General features: G+C 71.1%; 16 protein-coding genes and 1 pseudogene. 10 read left to right on the top strand and 7 right to left on the bottom strand.

Annotated elements, in window-relative coordinates; translation table 11 throughout:
- Nucleotides 1-40: 40 nt before the first annotated feature.
- The 3 genes from AC067M_RS20160 to AC067M_RS20170 all read left to right on the top strand — a co-directional run bounded on the left by AC067M_RS20160 (nucleotide 41) and on the right by AC067M_RS20170 (nucleotide 3,540).
- The gene (locus AC067M_RS20160) at nucleotides 41-1,351 is read left to right on the top strand and encodes a copper amine oxidase (RefSeq protein WP_478698354.1); all 1,311 of its coding nucleotides are present in this window, start codon (nucleotides 41-43) and stop codon (nucleotides 1,349-1,351) included.
- Nucleotides 1,352-1,428: 77 nt separating this feature from the next.
- Entirely contained in the window at nucleotides 1,429-2,697 is a 1,269-nt protein-coding gene (locus tag AC067M_RS20165; protein WP_478698419.1) for an SAV2148 family HEPN domain-containing protein, read from the top strand.
- A gap of 120 nt (nucleotides 2,698-2,817) precedes the next feature.
- Nucleotides 2,818-3,540 (top strand): exonuclease domain-containing protein, encoded by a 723-nt coding sequence (locus AC067M_RS20170; protein ID WP_478698355.1) that lies wholly within the window; start codon nucleotides 2,818-2,820, stop codon nucleotides 3,538-3,540.
- 266 nt (nucleotides 3,541-3,806) lie between these two features.
- Here the strand turns inward: AC067M_RS20170 and AC067M_RS20175 are convergent, their stop codons facing one another.
- Nucleotides 3,807-4,670 carry a phosphotransferase enzyme family protein gene (locus tag AC067M_RS20175; protein WP_478698356.1) on the bottom strand — a complete coding sequence of 288 codons (864 nt, stop codon included), beginning with the start codon at nucleotides 4,668-4,670 and terminating at the stop codon, nucleotides 3,807-3,809.
- 188 nt (nucleotides 4,671-4,858) lie between these two features.
- On the opposite strand from AC067M_RS20175, the gene AC067M_RS20180 reads away from it, so the two are divergent.
- The 3 genes from AC067M_RS20180 to AC067M_RS20190 are packed head-to-tail and all read left to right on the top strand — an operon-like array spanning nucleotide 4,859 to nucleotide 7,901.
- Nucleotides 4,859-5,794, top strand: a complete 936-nt coding sequence (locus AC067M_RS20180; protein WP_478698420.1) for a carbohydrate ABC transporter permease — start codon at nucleotides 4,859-4,861, stop codon at nucleotides 5,792-5,794.
- The gene (locus AC067M_RS20185; RefSeq protein WP_478698357.1) at nucleotides 5,791-6,624 is read left to right on the top strand and encodes a carbohydrate ABC transporter permease; all 834 of its coding nucleotides are present in this window, start codon (nucleotides 5,791-5,793) and stop codon (nucleotides 6,622-6,624) included. The genes AC067M_RS20180 and AC067M_RS20185 overlap by 4 nt, the downstream gene beginning before the upstream one ends.
- Nucleotides 6,624-7,901 (top strand): ABC transporter substrate-binding protein, encoded by a 1,278-nt coding sequence (locus AC067M_RS20190; protein ID WP_478698358.1) that lies wholly within the window; start codon nucleotides 6,624-6,626, stop codon nucleotides 7,899-7,901. The genes AC067M_RS20185 and AC067M_RS20190 overlap by 1 nt, the downstream gene beginning before the upstream one ends.
- Here AC067M_RS20190 and AC067M_RS20195 read toward each other — a convergent pair.
- The gene (locus AC067M_RS20195; protein WP_478698359.1) at nucleotides 7,892-9,148 is read right to left on the bottom strand and encodes a hypothetical protein; all 1,257 of its coding nucleotides are present in this window, start codon (nucleotides 9,146-9,148) and stop codon (nucleotides 7,892-7,894) included. The two genes, AC067M_RS20190 and AC067M_RS20195, sit on opposite strands and share 10 nt — an antisense overlap.
- A gap of 74 nt (nucleotides 9,149-9,222) precedes the next feature.
- On the opposite strand from AC067M_RS20195, the pseudogene AC067M_RS20200 reads away from it, so the two are divergent.
- Nucleotides 9,223-10,469: pseudogene (locus AC067M_RS20200) on the top strand (glycosyltransferase).
- 92 nt (nucleotides 10,470-10,561) lie between these two features.
- Here the strand turns inward: AC067M_RS20200 and AC067M_RS20205 are convergent.
- Nucleotides 10,562-12,829, bottom strand: a complete 2,268-nt coding sequence (locus tag AC067M_RS20205; protein WP_478698360.1) for an MMPL family transporter — start codon at nucleotides 12,827-12,829, stop codon at nucleotides 10,562-10,564.
- Between the two features lie 236 nt (nucleotides 12,830-13,065).
- On the opposite strand from AC067M_RS20205, the gene AC067M_RS20210 reads away from it, so the two are divergent.
- Nucleotides 13,066-13,620, top strand: a complete 555-nt coding sequence (locus tag AC067M_RS20210; RefSeq protein ID WP_478698361.1) for a DUF1697 domain-containing protein — start codon at nucleotides 13,066-13,068, stop codon at nucleotides 13,618-13,620.
- Here the strand turns inward: AC067M_RS20210 and AC067M_RS20215 are convergent.
- Nucleotides 13,589-14,449, bottom strand: coding sequence for an aldo/keto reductase (locus tag AC067M_RS20215; protein WP_478698362.1), 861 nt, complete (start codon nucleotides 14,447-14,449; stop codon nucleotides 13,589-13,591). The genes AC067M_RS20210 and AC067M_RS20215 overlap by 32 nt on opposite strands.
- Before the next feature lie 38 nt (nucleotides 14,450-14,487).
- Here AC067M_RS20215 and AC067M_RS20220 point away from each other — a divergent pair, with 38 nt between their 5' ends.
- Both AC067M_RS20220 and AC067M_RS20225 read left to right on the top strand, forming a co-directional pair.
- Nucleotides 14,488-15,513, top strand: coding sequence for a ketopantoate reductase family protein (locus AC067M_RS20220; protein WP_478698363.1), 1,026 nt, complete (start codon nucleotides 14,488-14,490; stop codon nucleotides 15,511-15,513).
- Between the two features lie 43 nt (nucleotides 15,514-15,556).
- Nucleotides 15,557-16,174, top strand: a complete 618-nt coding sequence (locus tag AC067M_RS20225; protein WP_478698364.1) for a mycothiol-dependent nitroreductase Rv2466c family protein — start codon at nucleotides 15,557-15,559, stop codon at nucleotides 16,172-16,174.
- A 40-nt stretch (nucleotides 16,175-16,214) separates the two neighbouring features.
- Here AC067M_RS20225 and AC067M_RS20230 read toward each other — a convergent pair whose 3' ends face one another.
- Genes AC067M_RS20230 through AC067M_RS20240 form a run of 3 tightly spaced genes read right to left on the bottom strand, consistent with a single transcriptional unit; the run spans nucleotide 16,215 to nucleotide 18,648 of the window.
- A complete protein-coding gene (locus tag AC067M_RS20230) occupies nucleotides 16,215-16,952 on the bottom strand; it encodes a sirohydrochlorin chelatase (protein WP_478698365.1) in 738 nt (245 codons plus the stop codon).
- Between the two features lie 9 nt (nucleotides 16,953-16,961).
- Nucleotides 16,962-17,873 (bottom strand): ABC transporter permease, encoded by a 912-nt coding sequence (locus tag AC067M_RS20235; protein WP_478698366.1) that lies wholly within the window; start codon nucleotides 17,871-17,873, stop codon nucleotides 16,962-16,964.
- On the bottom strand, nucleotides 17,860-18,648 hold the full coding sequence (locus AC067M_RS20240; protein ID WP_478698367.1) for an ABC transporter ATP-binding protein: 789 nt from the start codon (nucleotides 18,646-18,648) through the stop codon (nucleotides 17,860-17,862). The genes AC067M_RS20235 and AC067M_RS20240 overlap by 14 nt, the downstream gene beginning before the upstream one ends.
- Nucleotides 18,649-18,671: the final 23 nt, after the last annotated feature.

Genomic DNA, 18,671 nt, shown 5'->3' on the forward strand with positions numbered 1-18,671 from the left:
ACCTTTCACACCTTCCCTCCTGCAAGGGAGCCATTTCTTCATGCGCGAAAACAGCCACAGCCGTGCCCGCGGGCGGACGGCGCTCGGCCTGTCCCTGGCCGCCCTGGCCGCCGGCGTGACGACGGGCGCCGGACCGGCCACCGCCCAGCCGAAGGCGGCCCCCGTGCCCGCCGCCGAGTGCAGCGCGGCCTACCGCATCGAGCAGAAGCTCTCCACCGGCACGACCTGGCGGATGTGCTGGCGCTACGACAGCAAGGCCGGCCTCGTCCTCGACAACGTCTCCTACCAGCCCAAGGGCGAGACCAAGCCCATCAAGGTCCTGGAGAGCGCCCGGCTCGGCCAGATCGACGTCCCCTACGACGACGGAAGCGTCGAGTACGACGACCTGACCGGTTTCGGCTTCGCCCAGGGCCTGGTGAACCTGACGCCCACCGAATGCCCCGGCGGCACGATCAAGACCGTCAAGGTCCAGGACGCCTTCTACTCGGACAACCCCAACATCAAGGGGCTGTGCACCACCACCCGCGCGCGCGGTCACGCGTACCGCATGCAGGCCGACAACAACAAGGTGTACCAGGAGCAGGGCAAGGACCTGCTCGTCTACACCGTCAACAAGGTCGGCTGGTACGAGTACATGACCGAGTGGCGCTTCCAGGACGACGGCACCATCAACATGAACGTCGGCGCCACCGGCAGCCTCTCGCCGGGCGACTACGACGCCGGTGACGGCCGTGGCTGGCCCATCGGCAACGGGGCCCGCTCCAAGGCCACCAGCCACAACCACAACGTCTTCTGGAAGCTCAACTTCGCCCTCGACGGCTCCTCCAAGAACACCGTCGAGCAGTACGACTCGGTCGTCAGCCCGCCCGCGCGCGGCCAGGAGGCGCCCACCAACAAGACCACCCGCACCAAGGTCACCAAGGAACTCGCGGGCGACACCAAGAACATGCGCTGGTGGCGCGTGGTCAGCGCCACCGGAAAGAACAAGGACGGCCACGCGCGGTCGTACGAGATCGTCCAGAACGCCACCAGCAAGTACCCGGGCCGCAGCTTCACCCGGCACGACGTGTACTTCACCGAGTACGACAAGTGCGAGCAGTTCGCCAGCAACAACCCGGGCTGCGCGAACGGCCATCCGCGGTTCGTCAACCAGTGGGTGAACGGACAGAACCTCACCCGGCCCGTGGTCTGGGTGAACGTCGGCTTCCACCACATCGCGCGGGACGAGGACCAGCAGCCCATGCCGGTCCACTGGCAGGGCTTCTCCATCGCTCCCCGCGACGTGACCGCTATGAATCCGCTCACTCCGGCCGCCCTCGCCGACCAGAACGGCCAGCCCCGCAACGGATAGTCGGGAAACTGCCGTGCCCATCCGGCTGCACCGCCGACCGCATGCGGAGTACCCTTCCTTGATCGTTGGGACGGGGAGTGCTCGGGGGAGCGGAAGGCGGTGCGCGGGTGGGCTCGGGAGGGCTGGAGCTGCCCCCTGGTGACGAGGGTCACGAGGGGAGCTCCACAGAGGTCCCGCCCGGCACGGTGTCCCTGGCACGTCCGATGGACGCGGGTGCCATCGGACCGGAGCTGGACTGGGACGCCGACGCCTGGCGCGAGGTGCGTACCCGCGCCCAGCGGGCCGGCCGGGCCTACATCTGGCTGAACCTCGTCGAACAGCGGCTGCGCGCGGTCGTGGCCGCTGTTCTGCGCCCCATCTACGAACCCGTCCACGGCGACGAGTGGGTCGTCGCCGCGGCCGGCCCCGCCGGACAGGAGTGGGTGCAGCGCGCGGTCGCCGTCCGCGAGGTCAGCCGCCGCAAGGGCTATCTGCTCGACCCGGCCGACGACAACGTGATCAGCTTCCTCACGCTGCCGCAACTGCGCGAGCTGATGGTGCAGCACTGGCCGTGCTTCGAGCCCTACTTCGACGAGCGCCGCGACCTCGAACTCGCCCTGGACGAGCTGGAGGTCACCCGCAACGTCGTCTCGCGCAACCGGGCCCTGTCCGAGGCCGTCCTGAACCAGGCCGAACGGGCCTCGGCGCGGCTGCTGGAGATGCTCGGCACGGGCGGTGACGTGCCCTCCGCCCGCCGGCTGCCCGTCGACGCCGTCGAGGACCTCATCGGCGACCGCTATGCCGACGTCGTCGCCGTGCACTCCGACCGGGTGCGGCTGATGCGCCAGTTCCCCGCCGAGGACATCTTCGGCGGCGCCCGCCGCCTCGACGCCATCGGCATCGGCCTCAACCTGCTCGTGCAGAACTTCTCCGGACGCCGGCTGATCCGGATGGCCGAGGCGGGCGCCCGCGTCCGGCTGCTGTTCCTCAACCCCGCCTCCAGCGCGGTCAAGCGACGTGAGCGGGAGCTCGGACTGAAGCGGGGCGAGCTGAGCAGGTCCGTCGAGATGAACATCCTGCACATGCGCCGGGTCCGCTCCCGGCTGCGCGACCCGGGCGCCTTCCAGATCCAGGTCTACGACGAGACACCGCGCTTCACCGCCTACCTCGTCGACGGCGACGGCTCCGACGGCATCGCGGTCGTGCAGTCCTATCTGCGGCGGGCGCGGGGCATGGAGGCGCCGGTGCTGGTGCTGCGCAACGGCCACCGGGTGCTCAAGTCGGACGAGATCGACGAAGGCGGGCTGTTCTCCGCGTATCGCGAGGAGTTCGAGACGGCTTGGGTGGATTCGCGCCCGGTGTCCTGAACTGCCCTCAGGTTCGAGACGGCGGTGGCCGGGGAAGCGGAATGCGGTCCTCTGATTGTCAGTGGCGCATGCGATGGTGGAGGCCACTGGGGGAAAGCACCACCGAGAAGGGGGGCCGGTATGGCCTGGCACCGGGAGCTGCTCGTCGGATTCGACCTGGAGACCACCGGGACGGATCCGCGGGAGGCGCGCATCGTCACGGGCGCCGTGATCGAGGTCAGGGGCGGGCAGGTGCTCGGGCACCGGGAGTGGCTCGCGGATCCGGGCGTGGAGATCCCGGCGGACGCGGTCGCGGTGCACGGCATCAGCAACGAGCGCGCGGCCACCGAGGGCCACCCCGCCGACCAGGTCGCCGACGCCATCGCCGACGTCCTCGCCACCTACTGGAAGACGGGCGTCCCGGTCGTGGCCTACAACGCCGCCTTCGACCTCACCCTGCTCTCCGCCGAACTCCGGCGGCACGCACTGCCGTCCCTGCGGGACCGCCTCGGCGGCGTCGACCCCGCCCCGGTCGTCGACCCGTACACCATCGACCGCTGGGCCGACCGCTACCGCCGCGGCAAGCGCAACCTCGAAGCGGTCTGCGCGGAGTACGGCGTCACCCTCGACACCGCCCACGACGCCTCGGCCGACGCCCTCGCCGCAGCCCACCTCGCCTGCGCGATAGCCGACCGCCACCCCAAGGTCGCCGCGCTCGGCCCCGCGGAACTCCACCGCCGCCAGATCGAGTGGTACGCCGACTGGGCAGCCGACTTCCAGGATTTCCTGCGCCGCAAGGGCAACGCGCAAGCGGTGGTGGACAGCACATGGCCGTTGCGGGAGTTGGCGGACGAGCGGGTCTGACCGCCGCTCGCACGAACGCCCGTCGCCCCCGCCTCAGCCGCGAGGGGCTGTGCTCAGCCACGCCGTCCCAGGGCGTGTTGCGAACGTCCCGCCTGCCCTGCGACGCCCGGCACGCTTGCTCGCCACGTTGCCGGGATCGCCCACGTAGGCCCAGTAGGCGTGTGACCCTCCGCGGTGCGATCGCACGCACCGGACGCCGCAGGGCCCGCCCTTCGGGCGGACGACGGGACGCTCGCGACCCGTCCCCGGCGCTCACAGCGTGCGGCTCAGAACGGATACCAGCGCACCGCTTCGTCACCCTCCCGCAACGACGACACCCGTCGCTCGAACTCCGCCAGCGCCTTCGGATTGCTCGGCGCATGCTGTGCCACCCACGCGCAGCTTGCCGTCTCCCGCGCCCCGCGCAGCACCCCGCAGCCCTCCCACGCCCGCACGTCCCACCCGTACGCCTCGACGAAGGAGTCGTACGCGTCGGCGGGAAGCCCGTAGCGGTCGCGGGAGAGGGCCATGACCACCAGGTCGTGCTCACGCAGGTCGGCGGAGAAGGTCTCCAGGTCCACCAGGACGGGTCCGTCCGCGCCGACATGCACATTGCGGGGGAGCGCGTCGCCATGGATCGGCCCGGGCGTCAGCCACGGGGTGAGCGCCGCCGCGGCCGCCGCGAAACCGTCCCGGCGCTCCCGCAGATACGCCGCGTCCTCCGGGTCGATCGCGTCACCCGCGAGCCGCAGCCAGCGTTCCACCCCGCCCAGCAGATCGCGGGGCGGCAGCTCGAAGGAGGGGGAGGGCAGCGCGTGGACGACCCGTAGCAGTTCGGCCAAATCCCGCGCCTCGGCGGGCCGTACCGCATCAGGCAGCCGGTGCCACACCGTCACCGGATGGCCCCCCACGAGCCGTGCCTTCGGCTCCGCCGCCCGCACGGCCGGTACGCCCGCCCCGGCGAGCCACTCCGCGACGGCCAGCTCGCGCCGCGCCCGGTCGATGAGCTCGGCGTCGCGGCCCACCTTGACGACCAGCTCACCAGCGGCGAACACCGCGTTCTCGCCCAGGGCGAGGAGCCGCGCGTCCCGGGCCGGGCCGGGCAGCACCTCTGCCGCGTCCAGTACGTCCCGCGCCCGTGCCTCGTCCATCGTCCGCTCCCTGCCCGTACTCGCCCCGATGCGCCCGCGCGCACGCCGTCGTGTTCCCGCCATTCGTCGGCCAGTGTCGCATCCGCACAGGTCGGGCGGTGTGCACGGTGCCTTGACGCGGCACATGACCTTCACGACCATGACCAGGCCCGTCCGAGCCGCGCAAAGGGGCTGATTCCGTGACATCGGTGAGCGAGGCGTCCGAGGTGAGGCCACCGGTGCGCGGTGCGCCGGGCTCGGGCAGGCGGCGGGGCGTCGGCGGCTCCGGCGCCTGGTTCCTCGTCCTGCCCGCGCTGCTCCCCATCCTCGTCCTGAGCGTCGGACCGCTGCTGTACGGGATCCTGCTGGCCTTCACCGACGCCCAGTCGGGCCGGACCGAACCCACCGAGTGGATCGGCGGGCTCAACTTCCGCGACCTGCTGCACGACACGCTGTTCTGGGAGTCGTTCCGGATCGGCCTGGTCTGGGCGGTCGGGGTGACGGTCCCGCAGTTCCTGCTGGCGCTCGGCCTCGCTCTCCTGCTGAACCAGGAGTTACGGCTGCGCTGGTTGGCCCGCGCCCTGGCCATCGTCCCCTGGGCGATGCCCGAGGTCGTGGTCGCCATCATGTGGCGCCTCGTCTACAACCCGGACGCGGGCATCCTCAACGAGACCCTGCGCGACGTGGGCCTCGGCGACGGCCGGGACTGGCTCAGCGGCCTGGCGACCGCCCTCCCGGCTGTGATCGTCGTCGGCGTGTGGGCGGGCATGCCACAGACGACGGTCACTCTGCTCGCCGGACTGCAGAACACCCCGCGCGAACTGCACGAGGCGGCCGCGGTCGACGGCGCGGGCGCCTGGCGCCGCTTCCGCACGGTCACCTGGCCCGCCCTCAGACCGATCGCCCTCGCCATCACGGCCCTCAACTTCATCTGGAACTTCAACAGCTTCGCCCTGGTCTACGTCCTGACCAACGGCGGACCGGGCGGCCGCACCCGCCTGCCGATGCTCTTCGCCTACGAAGAGGCCTTCCGCTACGGGCAGTTCGGGTACGCGGCGGCGATGGGCTGCGTGATGGTCGCCGTGATCGCGTTGTTCCTGGCTCTCTTCCTGGTGGGCCGGCTCAAGGGAGGCGACGACACATGAGGACCCGACCGGCGGCCCGCGCTGGCCAGTACGCCGCGCTGCTCGCGTATCTCGTCTTCCTCGCCTTCCCCTTCCTCTGGCTGGTCTCCACCGCGTTCAAGCCGCCCCGCGAACTGGGCAGCCTGCACCCCACCTGGATCCCGAAGGACCCGACCCTCGCCAACTTCCGGCAGGCCTTCGACGAACAGCCCCTGCTGCACGCCGGGTTCAACTCCCTCCTGGCCGCCCTGGGCGCCGCGCTGATCGCCGTGGCCGTCGCGACACCGATGGCGTACGTCATGGCCCGGCACCGCACACGGCCGGCCCGGGCGGCGAGCGGATGGGTGGTGGTCAGCCAGGCGTTCCCGTTCGTGCTGGTGATCATCCCGCTGTTCCTGGTGCTGAAGAACCTGCGGCTGATCGACTCGGTGCCCGGGCTGGTGATGGTGTACGTGGTGTGGGCGCTGCCGTTCGCGCTGTGGATGCTCGTCGGATACGTCCGGGCCGTTCCCGTGGAGCTGGAGGAGGCGGCCGCGGTCGACGGGGCGGGGCGGCTGCGGACGCTGGTGTCGGTGACGGCGCCGCTGCTCGCGCCGGGGATCGTGGCGACGGCGCTGTTTGCGTTCATCACCGCGTGGAACGAGTTCTTCTTCGCCCTGGTGCTGCTCAAGACCCCGGAGAAACAGACCCTGCCGGTCGTCCTGACCCACTTCATCGGGGCGGAGGGCGTGGCGGACCTCGGGCCCCTGGCCGCCGCCGCGTTCCTCGCCACGCTTCCCTCGCTGGTCGTCTTCGCCGTCATCCAGCGGCGGATCACGGGCGGCATGCTCGCCGGGGCGGTGAAGAGCTGATGCGGACCCGATGGATCATGGCGCTCGTCGTGACGCTGCTCCTCGCGGGCTGCTCGTCCGGCTCAGGGCGCGACGAAGGCCCGATCACCCTGCGCTTCCAGTCCCTGGCCTGGCAGGAGGAGTCCGTCCGGGCCAACAAGGAGCTGGTGAAGGAGTGGAACGCGACGCACCCGGACGTCAGGGTGGAGTACGTGCAGGGGACTTGGGACAGCGTCCACGACCAGCTGCTCACCTCCTTCGAGGGCGGCGAGGCACCGGACATCATCCACGACGCCTCCGACGACCTCGCCGACTTCGCCTACGGCGGCAACCTCGCCGATCTGACCGATCTGCTGCCCGCACGGCTGAAGTCCGGTATCCCGGACCGCAGTTGGGAGACGACGACCTTCGGGGGCGGCATCTACGGGGTGCCGTTCCTGCAGGAGCCACGGGTGCTCGTCGCCAACGCGACCTGGCTGAAGAAGTCCGGCGTACGGATCCCCACACCCGAAAAACCGTGGAGCTGGGCCGAGTTCAGGCAGATCACCGACCGGCTCGGCGGCGAGGGAAGGTTCGGTGTCGCCTGGCCGCTGAAGGAGCCCGTCTCCGCCACGCTCAACCTGTCGCTGTCGGCGGGTGGGCAGCTGTTCCACCGGGGCGCGGACGGCAGGGTGACCGTCCGTTTCCAGGCCGGCGACGAGGTCGTACCGCGCACGGTCCACGACCAGGTGAACACCGACCGCAGCGCCTCGCCCACGACGCTGGGCAGCGGCGGCTCGGACACGCTGCCCGGGTTCTTCGGCGGCAGGTACGCGATGGTCCCGCTCGGGTTCTCCTACCGTCAGCAGATCGCCCAGCAGGCGCCCAAGGGCTTCGACTGGCAAGTGCTGCCCGCCCCGGCGGGCGCCGACGGGCTCGCCCAGGGTGTCAGCCCGCAGACGCTGTCCGTGGCGCAGGACAGCCCGCACAAGAAGGAGGCCGTGGCGTTCCTCGACTTCCTGCTGAGGCCCGCGAACATGGTGCGGCTGGCCCTCGGCGACTGGATGCTGCCCACCGGCACCCAGGCACTGAAGGACCCCGCCCTGCACACCCCGAAGGACGACTGGGCCACCGGCACCGCCCTCGTCGCCCACCTCCGCCCGGCCCCCGCGCAGTCGGTACGCGGCTACCCGGAGTGGAAGGACAAGGTGGCGACACCCGCCTTCCAGGAGTACTACAGCGGCGCCATCGGCCTCGACGAACTGAGGAGACGTCTGGAGAAGGACGGCAACCTGGTCCTCGCCCGCTATCAGCGCTGAGCGGCCCGCAGAGCGAGGGCCTCCCGGAAGTCGGCGTGCGCGTCGGTGAACCGCTTGTCCGTGATCGACGCGCTCGCCCGGTCCAGGAGGGCCCGGGCGAGCGGGGCCACGCCGGCTCCGGGGTCGAGCGCGTGGAGCCGGCGGGCCAGCGCCACGCCCTCGTCGAAGAGGTCGCCCACGAGCTCCAGGTAGCGGTACCCGCGCCGGTGCTCGGCGTCCAGTGTGGCGCGGACCCGCAGCCTGCGGTGCAGCCGGACCCGCAGGACCGGATCCGCCGATGCGTCGAAAGTCTCCCGCAGGAAGGGCACTTCACCGAAGTAGGCGGCGCGGGCGTCAATGGTCCACCACCTGGGCTGCGCACCGAAGCACGGCACCGGACGACCCGGCGCGAACACCTCGTCACCCATGCCGGAGAGGCCGAACAGGACGGCCCAGTACGTGTAGAGGTACGAGCCCTGGTCGGACCGGCTCGTGCCCGCGGCGAGCCCGGCGAGGAGCTCGGCGGCCTCGTCGTACGCGGCCGAGCCGGAATCGAACTCCCCGTAGCCGTCGAGCAGTTCCGCGAGCCGGACGAGGGCGAGCAGCAACAGCTCCGGCGACAGGTCCCGTTCGGCCCTGTCCTCCCGCTCGATCGCGACCAGCTCACGGGCCGCGGCCACCGCCGTGTCCCGCAGCCCCGCCGCCTCCGCCGCGGCCATCCACTCCAACAGGCTCCACGCGAAGGCGCCGCACTGCGGACCGTGCGGCCGGCCGCTTCGCACCGACTCCTCGTGCAGCTCGGCCGCCTCCCGGTGCCGGCCCTCCTCGGCCAGGGCGCGCGCCCAGTGGCCGAGCCACTGCCGGACGGGAGCGTCGGGGTCCGCGTCGAGGGCCCGGCGGCCCAGGGCCGCCATCTCCTCACGCACCGCCAGCGCCTCCGGGCGCCGCCCCAGTTCGAGCAACGCGCGTTGCCGGCAGTCCAGCGCACTCAGCAGGGGCTCAGCACGCATCGGGTCGGCCTCGTCCATCGCGTACGCCGCCTCGGCCGCCTCGTCGTACAGGGCCAGCTGCGCATCGGGTTTCCCGCGCAGTTCCATCGCGTGACCGAGATGCCTCAACGCCCGTGACAGCCGTGGCAGATACGTCGCCGGACTCACCTTGGCGAGCACCCGGCAGGCGTCCACCTCCTGAAGCGGACTCGGCCGCCCCGAGCCCAGCAGTATGTTCCGCGCCCGCAGTACCGCGTCCTGGTCGACCTTCTCGGTCATGAGCCCCCGTCACCGTCCCCGACCGAACGTTTATACGCCATGCGGTGGCGTCCAGGGGCGTTCAGGGGCCGACAATAGAGTTGCACGAGACGTATCGTCTTGCCTAGGGTCTCGGCTCATGACCACCCCCGCGCACGTCGCCATGTTCTCCATCGCCGCCCACGGCCACGTAAACCCCAGCCTGGAGGTGATCCGCGAACTCGTCGCGCGCGGGCACCGGGTCACCTACGCGATCCCGCCCTTGTTCGCGGAGAAGGTCGCCGCCACCGGCGCCGAGGTGAAGCTCTGGCACTCCACGCTGCCTGGGCCGGACGACGACCCGTCGGCCTGGGGGACCACGCTCCTCGACAACGTGGAGCCCTTCCTCAACGACGCCATCCAGGCCCTCCCGCAGCTGATCGACGCCTACGAGGGCGACGAACCCGACCTCGTCCTGCAGGACATCACCGCCTACCCGGCCCGCGTCCTCGCCCACCGCTGGGGCGTACCCGCGATCTCCCTCTCGCCGAACCTCGTCGCCTGGGAGGGCTACGAGGAGGAGGTCGCCGAGCCGATGTGGGCGGAACCGAGGAAGACCGAGCGCGGGCAGGCCTACTACGCCCGCTTCCATGCGTGGCTGGAGGAGAACGGGATCACCGAGCACCCCGATCCGTTCGCCGGCCGGCCCGCCCGCTCCCTCGTCCTCATCCCGAAGGCGCTCCAGCCGAACGCCGACCGCGTCGACGAGAACGTGTACACCTTCGTCGGCGCCTGCCAGGGCGACCGCTCCGCCGAGGGTGACTGGGAGCGCCCCGCCGGCGCCGAGAAGGTCGTGCTCGTGTCGCTCGGCTCGTCCTTCACCAAGCAGCCCGGCTTCTACCGGGAGTGCGTCGAGGCCTTCGGCGACCTGCCCGGCTGGCACCTGGTGCTCCAGGTCGGCAAGCACGTGGACGCGGCCGACCTGGGCGACGTACCGGCGAACGTGGAGGTGCGGTCCTGGGTGCCGCAGTTGGCGGTCCTCAGGCAGGCCGACCTGTTCGTCACGCACGCCGGGGCCGGCGGCAGCCAGGAGGGGCTGGCCACCGCCACGCCGATGATCGCCGTACCGCAGGCCGTCGACCAGTTCGGCAACGCCGACATGCTCCAGGGGCTCGGCGTCGCCCGCCATGTCCCGACGGAGGAGGCCACCGCCGAGACCCTGCGCGCGGCCGCCCAGGCCCTCCTCGACGATCCGGAGGTCGCGCGCCGGCTGAAGGAGATCCAGGCCGGGATGGTCGGCGAGGGCGGCACGACGAGGGCGGCCGACCTCATCGAGGCCGAGCTGCGCAGCCGTAAGGCGTGAGGGCCGGACCTGCCGCCCGTCAGGCATGAGTGAGGGCCCGTCGGTCTCCTCCCCAAAGGAGACCGGCGGGCCCTTGTCTCGAACCGGAGGGGTCAGACCCTCAGCGGTTCGCCCTCGTCGTCCCGGACCGGCGACGCGATGGCCTCAGGTGACTCGTCATGGGTGAGGTCGGGCAGCCGGTGCAGCCACTTCGGCAGGTACCAGTTGCGCTCGCCGAGCAGCGCCATCACCGCCGGGAGCAGCACACCCCGGATGATCGTCGCGTCGATCAGGACCGCGGCCGCCAGGCCCACACCCATCTGCTTCATGGACTGCATGGACAGCGTTCCGAAGATCGCGAAGACGGCGACCATGATGACGGCGGCACTGGTGACGACGCCGGCCGTGGTGACCACACCGTGCTTGATCGCCTCGTTCGTCGTACGGCCCCGCATCCTCGCCTCACGGATCCGCGAGACCACGAACACGTGGTAGTCCATCGACAGGCCGAACAGGATCACGAAGAGGAACAGCGGCAGCCAGGTGACGATGGCGCCCACGCCCTCCGCGCCCACCAGCGACGCGCCCCAGCCGTGCTGGAAGACGCCCACGAGGATGCCGTACGCGGCGCCCACCGACAGCAGGTTGAGCACGATCGAGGTGATCGCCACCGTCAGCGAGCGGAACGACAGCAGCATCAGCAGGAAGGCGAAGACCACGACGAACGCGAAGACCGGGGCGACGGCTCCGCCCAACTGGTCGTTGAAGTCCTTCGAACCGGCGACCTGACCGGTGATCGGGGCCTCGACGCCGTCGACCTTGCCGAGGGTGGCCGGCCGTACCTCGTCGCGCAGCTTGTCCAGGCTCGCGCCCGACTTGTCCAGGTCGGAGCCGCCGACCAGCGGGACGTACACGTAGGCCAGGTTCTGCGCGTCGTGCAGCTTGATCTCGACCGGGCCGCGCGAGGCGCCCGAACTGATCGCCCGCTCACGGAAGTCCGCCAGCGCGGACTTCACCTCGGGAGCGTTGATGTCCTTGGCCTTGACGATGACCTCGGCCGGCTCGGAGCCGCCCGGGAAGGCCTCGTTGAGCCGGTTGTACGTCTGGACGATGGGCAGCGAGTCGCCGAACTCCTGGTCCAGGGTGAGCTGCTGGGTCTTCATGCCGAGCGCGGGCGTCGCGATGGCGAGCAGCGCGCCGGCCGCGACGACCAGGGAGACGGCGGGCTTGGCGAGCACGACCTTCAGCACGGAGCTCCAGAACCGGCTGCCCTCGTCACTGCGTCGGCCCTTTCCGTTCTTGCGGCGCTTGTCGGGGTGCAGGAACGGAATCCGCCCCTTCTCCACCCGCTCGCCGAGCAGCGACAGCAGCGCGGGAAGCACCGTCACCGAGCCGACCATGGCGACCGCCACCACCATCAGGGAGGCCAGGCCCATCGCCTGGAAGGTGGAGAGCCCGGTGAACAGCATGCCCGCCATCGCCACGCACACGGTGACACCGGAGACGATCACGGCACGGCCGCTGGTCGCCGCGGCGATCCGCAGCGCCGTCTCCGCGTCCCGGCCCGCCGCCCGCTCCTCGCGCTCCCGGCGCAGGTAGAATAGGCAGTAGTCGACGCCCACCGCCAGACCGACCAGCAGCATCACGGAGCTGGAGGAGTCGTCCATCGGCTGGAAGTGGCTGGCGATGCCCATCAGACCCATCGTCGCCATGATCGCGGTGAGCGCCAGCAGTACCGGCAGCAGCGCCGCCACCAGCGCCCCGAAGGCGATCAGCAGGATGCCCAGGGCCACCGGCACCGCGGAGTACTCGGCCTGCTGGAAGTCGTTGCCGAACGCGTCTTTGAACGTCTTCATCATGCTGGCGCCGCCGATCTCCTCGATCCGCAGCGAGGAGTGGTCCTTCTGGACGCCTTCGACGGCCCTGAGCACCGGCTCGACCCGCTCGCCCGCGGTGTCGGAGTCACCGCGCATGTCGAACTGCACGAGCGCGGTGCGCCCGTCCTTCGAGATCGTGTCCGTGTCGTACGGCGACTTCACGTCGGTGACCTTGCCGGTCCCCTCGACGGCCTTCACGACCGCGGCGACGGCGTCCTTGAACTCCGTGTCCGTGGCCTTGAGGGCGCCGTCCTTCGCCTGGACGAGGACGGTCTCACTGGCCGGCTCCTCGATACCGGCGTCCTCGATGATCTTTGCGGCGGTGTGGGTCTCGCCCGCCAGTTGGTCGCTCTCCTTGACCTCGACCGTGCCCATGGCCGAGCCGATCCCCATGGCCAGGACGACGAACAGCACCCAGATGCCGACGGCAGCCCATCGATGGCGTGCGCTCCAGCCGCCGGCCCGCGCGGCGAGACCGCGCACCCGCGTGTCTGTCTTCCCCATGACGGGCTTGCCCCCCTTGTGAGCGGTGGCAGCCCCCTGCCGCCACCTTCCGCTTCGAAGGTAGGGGCTGAATAAAGCCGTCTCCTCGTACTCGCTGGTGAAGTGCGAGGGGCGCGGGTCCTCCCGACGGACCCCGTCTCCTCCCCACTGGGGAGGACCGTGGCCCCTTACATCTATATGACGGACTCAGGGGTCATGATCAGGGACGGGCGCGCGGGCCGCCATATGGTGTGCGGATGACGACGAAGACGTATGCGGCGCTGCTGCGCGGAATCAACGTGGGCGGCAGCAAGAAGGTTCCGATGGCCGAGCTGCGCACCCTGATGGAGGGCCTCGGTCACGGCGCCGTCCGCACCTACCTCCAGAGCGGCCAGGCCGTGTTCGCCTCCGATCACGGCGACGAGGAGTCCCTCGCCGCCGAGCTCTCGGGAGCGGTCGAGAAGCGCTTCGGCTTCTCCGTCGACGTGATCGTGCGCGACCACGCCTACCTGAAGGCGATCGTCGACGCCTGCCCGTTCCCGGCCGCCGAACTGGAGGCCAAGCAGCTCCACGTCACGTACTTCTCCGTGCCCGTGGACGACAAGCGCTTCGCCGAGATCGACCGGGCCGCCTACCTCCCGGAGGAGTTCCGCCTCGGCGACCGCGCGCTGTACCTGTACGCCCCCGAGGGCCTCGGCCGCTCCAAGCTCGCCGAGCACCTGTCCAAGCCGCGCATCAACAAGGGCCTGATCGCCACGTCCCGCAACTGGAACACGGTCGTCAAGCTGGTGGAGCTGACGGAGCAGGCCTGACCGCGAGGGCGTCCAGGTCGGCCTGCGACAGTCGTACGGCGGCCGCGTCGAGGTTCTGCTCCAGGTGGGCGAGCGACCCCGTGCCTGGAGTCGGGCAGAGCACGGGCGAGCGGTGCAGCAGCCAGGCCAGGGCGACCTGCCCCGGGGTGACCCCGTGCGCGGCGGCGACCGACGCGCACACCGGGTCCGCTGTCAACGCCCCGTTGCCCAGCGGGAACCACGGCAGGAAGGCGATCCCGCGCGCCTCGCACAGCGCCAACAGGGGCTCACAGGCGCGGTCGAGGAGGTTGTAGCGGTTCTGGACGGACACGACGTCCGTCAACTCCAGAGCCGCTTCGAGCTCTTCGGCGGTGACCGTGTCGAGGCCGATGTGCCGGACCTTGCCCTCGGCGCGCAACTCGTCGAGCGCACCGAGCTGTTCGGCCAGGGGCACTTCGGGGTCGAGCCGGTGCAGCTGATACAGGTCGATGGTCTCCAACCGGAGCCTGCGCAGACTCGCCTCGCACATCGCCCGCAACCGCTCCGGACGCCCGTCGACGTGCCAGGCGTGATCACTGGTGCGCACGACCCCGCCCTTCGTGGCGACCAACAGTCCCGCGGGGTAGGGGTACAGGGCCTCGGCGACCAGTTCCTCGGCGACGGACGGCCCGTAGTTGTCCGCCGTGTCGATCAGCGTCACCCCACGCTCCACCGCCCGCCGCAGCACCGCCACCGCGTCCCGGGCGTCACCGCGTGGACCCCAGTAACCGGGCCCGGTGAGCTGCGCGGTCCCGTAACCGAGGCGACGGACGGTCAGGTCCCCGCCGAACGTGAACGTTTCCTCGATCATTTGACGGAGCGTACACACCTCTGTGCGAAGCTCGTCCCATGCGCTACATCATCATCGGGGCAGGAGCGGTCGGCGGCACGATCGGCGGCCGGCTGGCGGGTGCCGGACACGAGGTCGTCCTGGTCGCGCGCGGCGCGCACCACGCGGCGCTGCGCGAGGGCGGACTGCGGCTGAGAGTGCCGGAGGGTGAGCTGACGTACCGGCTGCCGACGGTCGACGGCCCCGGCGCGCTGGGCGAGTTGGGCGCCGACGACGTCCTGGTCCTCGCCGTCAAGACGCAGGACAGCGAGGCCGCCCTCCAGGCGTGGGCCCCGGCCCCCGTCGAGGGCGGCGGCACCGCGGCCGAGCGACTGGCCCTGGTCTGCGCCCAGAACGGCGTGGAGAGCCAGCGGCTCGCCCTGCGCCGCTTCCGGCACGTGTACGGCGTCTGCGTCTGGCTCCCGTCGGCCTACGTCGAACCCGGCGTCGTCTCCGCCGCCGGCACCCCCCTCACCGGCGTCCTCCACCTCGGCCGGTACCCGCACGGCACCGACGAGACCGCCCGGCTGATCGCCGCCGACCTCGAGAAGTCGAAGTTCGAGGCACCGGTCGTAGAGGACGTGGCGCGCTGGCAGTACGCCAAGCTCCTGGGCAACCTCGGCAACGCCCTGGAGGCCGTCGCCGGCCCCATCGACAGCGACGAGGCCCGGGCCTTCTACGCCAGGGTCCGCGCCGAGGGCGAGGCGGTGCTGGACGCGGCCGGCATCCCGTACACGAGCGTCGAGGAACAGCAGCGGATCCGCGGCGACAAGATCACCCTCGTACCCCTCCCCGGCACGCCCCGCGGCGGCGGCTCCTCCTGGCAGTCCCTCACCCGCGCCACCGGCACCATCGAGGCCGACTACCTCAACGGTGAGATCGTGCTGCTGGGCCGCTCGCACGGCGTCCCGACGCCGCTGAACGAACTGCTGCAACGCCTCGCCAACACCTTCGCGCGGGAACGGAGGGCAGCCGGGTCGATGCCGGTGGCGGAGCTGGTGAGCCTCGAGGAGCGCGCCCAAGTGGACCACATGGAAAGCGCCTGATTGGACCGGGACTCCCATCCGGTGCACGCCTAACGTCGACGGCATGAACCACGCCTCACCCGTTCGCGTCGACTTCTGGTTCGACGCCGCCTGCCCCTTCGCCTGGATCACCTCCCGCTGGCTGCTGGAGGTCGAGCGGGAACGCCCGCTCGACCTCCGCTTCCACACGATGAGCCTCTACCTGCACAACCTCGGCAACGAACTCCCCGACTGGTACCGCACGCTGGTCGACAAGTCGATCGGCCCGGTGCGGGTCGCCGTCGCCGCCGCCGAACAGCACGGCGAGAAGGTCCTGCGCGACCTGTACACCGCGTTCGGCACCCGCATTCACGAACAGCGCGCCGACGACTACGACGCCGTCGTCACCGAGTCCCTCGCCGAACTCGGCCTGCCCGCCGCCCTGGCGGCCGCCGCGCACGACACGTCGTACGACGAGGCGGTACGGCGCAGCCACGACGCGGGCGTGGAGCCGGACTCGGGCGGTTACGTCGGGACGCCGACGATCCATGTGGACGGCACGGTGTGGTTCGGGCCCGTGCTCCGGGCGATCCCGCGCGGCGCACGGGCGGCCGAACTCTTCGAGGCCTTCCGCGTCCTGGCCGGCGAGCCCGACTTCTTCGAGCTGAAGCGCACCCGGACGGGAGGGCTGTCGTTCGACTGAGGGCTCCCCGCGTTTCGGAGCCCTGAGGACCGCGGGCGCGTCAGGCCGTGCGGCAGAGCGGCGCCCGAACCGCCGCCGAGTCCACCCGCTCCAGCAGCAGCGCCGCCACCTCGGGCGCCGGGCCCAGCACCTCGGCCCGTACGTCCGCCTCCGCGGCGCCCCGCGCGATGCGGTCCGGCAGGAAGCCGGGGGCGAGGACGTACGGGGCGACCGCGACCTTCCTGCAGCCCAGGGAGCGCAGTTCACGCACCGCGTCCTCGGTGCGAGGGAGGGATGCGGAGGCGAACGCAGGTCGCACGGCGCACCAACCGGTGTGCCGCCACTCCCGCGCGATATCTGCGATCACTGCGATCGCCTCCGGGTCGGTGGACCCCGCCGAGGCCAGGACGACCCCGGTCGAGGACTTGTCGGCGGGCGTCAGTCCCGCCTCGTACAGCCGCCGTTCGAGGGCGGACAGCAGCAGCGGGGACGGGCCCAGCACCTGCGCCTGGCGGATCCGCAGCTGCGGCGGCGCGTCCCGCAGGACCGCCGGGATGTCGGCCTTCGCGTGGAAGGCGCGGGTCAGCAGCAGGGGCAGCGCCACGACGTCACGGACGCCCTCCGCCGCCAGGGACTCCAGCACCCCCTGCACGGAGGGGATGTTGAAGTCCAGGAAGCCGGTCTCCACGCGCAGCCCCGGCCGCAGCGACCGTACGCGCCGCACGAGGGCGTGCACGGTCGCGGCGTGCCGCGGGTCGCGGCTGCCGTGCGCGATGACGAGGACGACCGGGTTGCGCATCGCGGTGACTCAGCTCTTCACCAGCAGACCGCGGTTGCGCAGCACCCACCGCTCCAGCGGACTGAAGATCAGCAGGTCGATCGCGATACCGACGAACAGGATCAGGATGATGGCCTCGAACACCATCGCCATGGAGCTGGCGTTGCGGCCGTTCTCCAGCAGCGCGCCCAGACCGATGCCAAGGTCGGGCGAGGAGGCGATGATCTCCGCCGCCATCAGCGAGCGCCAGGAGAAGGCCCAGCCCTGCTTCAGACCCGCCAGATAGCCGGGCAGCGCGGCCGGCATGACGATGTGCCAGGCGCCCTTGAGGCCCGTCGCGCCCATCGTGCGGCCCGCCCGCAGGAACAGCGGCGGCACGTGGTCGATGCCGGAGACGAGACCGTTGGCGATGGACGGCACGGCGCCGAGCAGGATCACCGCGTACATCATCGAGTTGTTCAGACCCAGCCAGATCACCGCCGGCGGCACCCACGCCACCGACGGCAGCGACTGCAGACCGGACAGGATCGGGCCGATCGCCGCGCGCACGAACTTCACGCGGGCCACCAGCAGACCCAGCGGGGTGCCGATGGCGAGCGCCAGCAGGAAGCCGAGCAGACCGCGCGAGACACTGGTCCAGATGTAGCCGAGGAGCTTGCCCTCCAGCCAGGCGTCCTTGAACTCGCCCCCCACGTCGGCGGGCGAGGGCAGCTTCGTCGGGTCGTCGACGATCTTCAGCGAGACCAGCAGCTGCCAGACCACCAGGACCACCAGGATCGCGGTGATCGGCGGCAGGATCTTCTGGGTGAAGGTCTGCCGGAACGGCGTACGGCCCGCGGCCGAGGTCTCCAGGGCGTCGAGACCCGCCTCCAGGCCGCCCAGGCCGGAGCTTTCCTTGACGGGGGCCTCCGCCGTCGTGTCGGTGGTCTCAGTGCTGGCCATGACGGCGGATCTCCCCACGCAGGACTTCGGTGATCTCCAGGGACAGTTCGGCCACGGGCGCGTCCTCGATGCGGCGCGGCTGCGGGATGTCCACCGTCCACTCGCGCGCGATCCGGCCCGGCCGCGACGACAGCAGCACGACGCGCTGCGCCAGCCGCACCGCCTCGCGCACGTTGTGCGTGACGAACAGGACGGACACCCCGGTCTCGGCCCAGATCCGGGTGAGCTCGTCGTGCAGCACGTCCCGGGTGATCGCGTCCAGCGCCGCGAACGGCTCGTCCATCAGCAGCAGTCGGCTGTCCTGGGCGAGCGCGCGGGCCAGCGCCACACGCTGGCGCATACCACCGGACAGCTCGTGCACCCGCTTGCCGTACGCGCCCTTCAGCCGGACCAGTTCGAGCAGTTCCTCGGCCCGGCCGCGCCGCTCGCTCTTCGCGACTCCCCCCAGCTTCAGGGCGAGTTCTATGTTCTTGCCCGCGGTCAGCCACGGGAACAGGGCGTGCTCCTGGAACATCAGAGCCGGGCGCCCGTCGGTCGTGATGCTGCCGGCGGAGGGCCGGTCGAGGCCCGCCACCAGGTTCAGCAGAGTGGACTTGCCGCAGCCCGAGGCCCCCAGGAGGGTGACGAACTCGCCCGGTGCGACATCCAGGGTGATGTCGTCGAGGACGAGCTGCTGCCCGGCGGGCCCGGCGAACGACTTCGATACGTGCTCGATGCGTGCCGCGTGCTCCACCGACTGGGAGCCTTCCGCAACCTTGGCGAGGGCGGTTGCCATGGTCGTCACCTCCTGGGAACTCT

It is taken from the genome of Streptomyces sp. NPDC043427, assembly GCF_056436655.1.